The organism is Vibrio sp. 10N.222.46.A1, from assembly GCF_041473595.1.
Lineage (GTDB): Bacteria > Pseudomonadota > Gammaproteobacteria > Enterobacterales > Vibrionaceae > Vibrio > Vibrio tasmaniensis_A.
The window spans coordinates 1-4,836 of the sequence record NZ_JBFRSN010000354.1; the positions used below are offsets into that span (position 1 = coordinate 1).

Here is a 4,836-nt window from a genome sequence, read left to right on the forward strand (position 1 = left end):
TGTTGCGGGGATTATTGATAGCGACGTTTCTTCTGCTATTCCTCTTAGTCAAGTAGAGGCTTGGGCAAGCTCTGGTGATATTAATTGGCTAGGTAACGTGCAAAATATGCCTAAGCTAATAAAAGAAAACGATATAGTGTGTTTGCCTACTACATATGGTGAAGGTGTCCCTCGAATCTTAATCGAGGCAGCTTCTTGCCAAAGAGCGATAATCACAACTGATGTTGTTGGTTGTCGTGAAATCGTATCTCATAATGTTAACGGTTTACTGGCGCAACCAGGAGATGCAATTTCACTTGCTAACTGTTTACGCGCGTTGCTTGAGAATGATGAAAAAACTCTTGAATTTGGCGTTAGGGGGCGTCAAAAAGTTGAAACAGAGTTTTCTCAAGAAATGGTATTTGAAAAAACTCTAAAGGTTTACGATGAGCTTGGTGCTATCCGTTAGCATTGGGTTTATACCCAGTAGGGGCATCTAATAGAATCCTCATAATGCATTCTTCATCAAAGTTATGGCAACACCTATCGAGCTGTTCCAAAAGTGGCTGCATTTCACTCCAACTCAACATCTGCTCTCTGGCTGTCATTATCTTTTGATGGCCACTACCTTCCACATTGTCCCCAATCAAAAGCTCTTCATAAAGCTTTTCTCCTGGGCGTAATCCTGTGAACTTTATAGAAATATCGCCCTCTTGAGGTGATCCTTCTATATTTTCTTGCATACCCATTAGGTGAATCATTCGTTTCGCTAGGTCTAAAATCTTGACTGGCTCGCCCATATCAAGAACGAACACCTGACCATTGTTACCCATGGCCCCTGCTTGGATAACAAGTTGGGCTGCTTCGGGGATCAGCATGAAATAACGAATGATATCAGGGTGAGTTACGGTTACAGGGCCGCCACATTTGATTTGCTTTTTGAATAATGGAACAACCGAGCCCGAAGAGCCTAGAACATTACCAAAACGTACCATTGTGAAATTTGTGGTGTCTTGCTTATCTGCCAACGCTTGAAGAACCAACTCAGCCATGCGCTTGGTTGCCCCCATTACGTTAGTTGGTCTCACTGCTTTATCTGTTGAGATTAGAGTGAAGTTTTTTACCCCTGTTTGGATCGCAGCTTCAGCGCAAGCAAGTGTGCCAAACACATTATTACGAACGCCTTCAACAATATTATCTTCAACTAACGGAACATGTTTATATGCTGCAGCATGGTAAACAGTTTCAACGCCATGCGCTGTCATCAATTTTTCTAAGCGGTTTTGTCTCTGAACGGAGCCAAGAGCTGCAACGATTTGAGTTTCGCTTTTTAAATTTATTTTGGTCGAATTTAGTTCTTGGTCGATTTTATAAAGGTTGTATTCATTTAGCTCAAACAGCACAAGTGTTTTGGGTTTCTGTGACATGATTTGACGACACAGCTCAGAGCCAATAGAGCCTCCGGCGCCAGTAACCATTACATTCTTATTGAAAATGTTTTGTGCTAAAAGTGCCTTGTCAGGGTCCACAGCAGCTCTTCCAAGTAGATCTGCAACGTCTAAGTCTTTTACGTCAGTTGCTGTCGCTTTTCCTGTAGCAATATCTTCTACTGATGGAACGGATTGCACTGCGATTGGCCAATGTGACAATTTTTCAACCAATCTCAAGCGCTCACCTTTATTAATCCCATTAATGGCCAAAAGCAGCTTTACGGGTTGATAAAGTGATTGAAGGTGTTCAAATTCACTTGAGTGGTGGACCTTAAGTCCAAATAATATTTGACCTGACTTTGTAGGGTCGTCATCAAGTAATACGACTGGATTGTATTCATCCCCCTGAATCAGAGCATATGTTAAGTCGCGACCGGTAGCCCCTGCGCCATAAATAAACACATTGGGCTTTTGACGCTTAAACCAATGATAATAAATTGAACGGATAAGTATTCTGGGGCCACCTAGCGTCAGGGTTGCCAAGCCCGCATATATAAATGGGACACTTCTAGGGATGAACGATTGGAAAAAAAATCCACTCATTATTAAAGCTAGGGTCGATATTATAACGCCAAAGAAAATGTTGCCCACGGCTGGTAGCATCATATAACGTAGGACAGCTCGGTACATTCCTAATTTAATGAAGCTATAAATTGTGATTGAAACAGTAATAAAAAGAGTGATTAGTTCCTCTATTTCGACTGAAAAAAAAGCATTTCCAAGCCTTAAGGCAATGGCTAGATAGAGTGAAATCACGATAGCGAAAATATCATAGCCAATACTGATGAAACGCTTGTTCTTGCGTTTGGCATTAAGCAATATATGTATTGGTCTGATCATGGTGTTCCTTAGCGAGCCACTGAGCGTCTTAAGTTTGATGATTATAGTTTTTAGACTGTATTTTAATGTTGTTGAGTGCGGTAAGCTAGTTGTAATTGATTGTTATGTGTCACTCGGTACGTTTACTGTTAATATTGTTTGTTATTTGTTCTACTTTTAGGCTTTTTGCATTATGAGAATTGTAGTCACAGGCAGCACTGGTTTTGTCGGCTCTAGAGTTGTTGAGTTGGCTAGAGAGCGTGACTGGGCAGTCACTCCGGTTGTGCGTAAGCAAATAGGTCCACTAACTAATAGCTTGGTTGTTCCTTCTATTGGCGCATCTACTGATTGGTCGGGTTCATTCGAAGGTGTCGATTGTGTTGTTCACTGTGCAGCTCGTGTTCATCAAATGAATGAGGTCGAGCAAGATGCAGTGATAGCCTATCGAGATATTAATACACTGGGTACATTGAACTTAGCGAAGCAGGCAGCTGATGCGGGCGTTAAGAGATTTGTCTTTGTTAGTTCGATCAAAGTAAACGGTGAGTTTAGCGAGCCCAATTTACCCTTTGGGCCGAATTTAAATAATACTCCTCAAGACCCTTACAGTTTGAGTAAGTATGAAGCTGAAGTTGAGGTGGCTAAGCTCTCAAAAGATACAGGGTTAGAAGTGGTTATTATCAGGCCGCCATTAGTTTATGGACCTGGCGTAAAAGCGAATTTCTTATCTATGATGCGTTTGATTGACAAGGGTATTCCATTACCGTTTGGTGCCATAAAGAACCGTCGAAGCTTGGTGTATCTGGATAATCTATCCAGTTTGATACTGGTGTGCTGTGAACACCCTTTGGCTCCAGGGCATACATTTTTGGCTTCTGATGACCATGATGTATCGACAACTCAATTAATGCGAACAATTGCTCTATCTATGGGAAAAACACCGAGGCTTATACCCGTTCCTATGTCTTGGATAGAGCTGAGTGCTTCAGTGTTAAAAAAACAACAAGTCGCACAAAGAGTATGTGGCAACCTCCAAGTTGATATTTGTTTGACGAAGGAAATTCTGGGGTGGACACCTCCCGTGACCTTTAAGCAAGGAATCAAAAGAACAGTAGAAGCGTACTTGAAGTCGCATTGATGTGTTTTAGATAGCTTGTTACTTTCTTATCCATAAGTTCTTCAGGTGTTTTTGATTAATTAGTAGTACTTATATCGCCCCAGTTTTTAATTCAAATTTAATAGGACTTATATTTTGATTCGTTTATTGGATTTCTTTTTTGCTCTCTTTGGTCTGTTGCTCCTGTGGCCAGTATTTCTCCTTATTTGTATCCTTGGTTACTTTGATACAAGGTCGCCTGTCTTTTTTCAAACGCGTGTAGGTCGTAACAAAAAACCTTTCACCTTGGTTAAATTCCGCACAATGCCTGTCGAAACAAAATCTGTCGCGACTCATTTAGTTGGAGCGAGTTCAGTGACCAAGCTCGGTGGATTCCTGCGTAAAACCAAGCTTGATGAACTGCCTCAGCTATACAACGTGCTTAAAGGTGAAATGAGTTTAGTTGGCCCAAGACCATGTCTGTTTAACCAACAAGAGTTGATTGATGAGAGAGAGTCGAGAGGAGTATTGTCGGTTAGGCCTGGTGTGACGGGATTGGCTCAAATCAATGATATCGACATGTCGACACCGAAAAAATTAGCGGAGTGGGATCAACGCATGATTAACACGTTGAATACTAAGTTTTACTTCCAATACATTATTCAAACAGTATTAGGTAAAGGCTCGGGCGACCGCGTTTAATTTTTCTCTTGCTTTCTTACGTATCTTTGACGTTTTTTAGAATCAGTCTTGTATTGTAAGAGGCTTAGGCAAGGGGCTAAACCTGTAGTGAATGTGGCTGTTTAGAGCGTAGGTTATTGAATGATAAGCACAACTTTAAGTAGCGAAGTCAGTGTTCGTTAGTGAATTTTAGTGTTGACGAGAGCCATGAACTGACACTTGTATTTCCCTGTTTTATGGTGTCACTATACTTAAGCCTATAACGTCACCATGATAGGCTGTTCTCTTTGGTGTTTGTATTCTCATACCTTAATTCGTTTATTTGGAGCATTGGTTTTGCTTGATTGGTTAATTAATCCTGCTGTTCAGGTACTTGGCTTATTCGTTGCAACAATTTGCGGCTTGATACGCTTTCAATCTCAGTCTGATAGAGTGTTTGGTGTATTGTTGTTAGTGCTTTTTACCAGCTCTCTTGTTACGACAGAGCAGGTTATCCAAAGCTTTTCAAATATGGGTTTATTAACTTTGATGCTGTTGGTTATTTGCTCTGTAGCATTAGAGAAAACGAAGCTACTAAGAGTAGTTACCAACTATGTTATTGGACCTAACTATCGTTTCACCTTGCTCAGGTTATTCAGCTTAACCACTTTTTCTTCAGCGATATTGAACAATACTGCGGTCGTTTCCACTATGTTGGCACCGATCCGCAACAACCCGCATCACAAAGCCAGTAAACTACTTATCCCTCTTTCTTATGCTGCCATACTGGGT

The 4,836-nt window shown here is 41.1% G+C and carries 5 protein-coding genes; 4 read left to right on the forward strand and 1 reads right to left on the reverse strand.

Features of this window, described 5'->3' with window-relative positions:
* Nucleotides 1-448 (forward strand): glycosyltransferase (locus AB4496_RS11385; protein WP_372130990.1); only part of this gene is annotated, 448 nt, incomplete at its 5' end.
* Here the strand turns inward: AB4496_RS11385 and AB4496_RS11390 are convergent.
* On the reverse strand, nucleotides 438-2,309 hold the full coding sequence (locus tag AB4496_RS11390; protein ID WP_009847934.1) for a nucleoside-diphosphate sugar epimerase/dehydratase: 1,872 nt from the start codon (nucleotides 2,307-2,309) through the stop codon (nucleotides 438-440). The genes AB4496_RS11385 and AB4496_RS11390 overlap by 11 nt on opposite strands.
* A gap of 172 nt (nucleotides 2,310-2,481) precedes the next feature.
* On the opposite strand from AB4496_RS11390, the gene AB4496_RS11395 reads away from it, so the two are divergent.
* From AB4496_RS11395 to AB4496_RS11405, 3 genes are all read left to right on the forward strand, one after another.
* The gene (locus AB4496_RS11395; RefSeq protein ID WP_009847933.1) at nucleotides 2,482-3,426 is read left to right on the forward strand and encodes an SDR family oxidoreductase; all 945 of its coding nucleotides are present in this window, start codon (nucleotides 2,482-2,484) and stop codon (nucleotides 3,424-3,426) included.
* Between the two features lie 111 nt (nucleotides 3,427-3,537).
* On the forward strand, nucleotides 3,538-4,086 hold the full coding sequence (locus AB4496_RS11400; protein WP_102257563.1) for a sugar transferase: 549 nt from the start codon (nucleotides 3,538-3,540) through the stop codon (nucleotides 4,084-4,086).
* A gap of 315 nt (nucleotides 4,087-4,401) precedes the next feature.
* Nucleotides 4,402-4,836: SLC13 family permease (locus AB4496_RS11405; protein ID WP_372130992.1), on the forward strand; the 435-nt coding region annotated here is incomplete at its 3' end.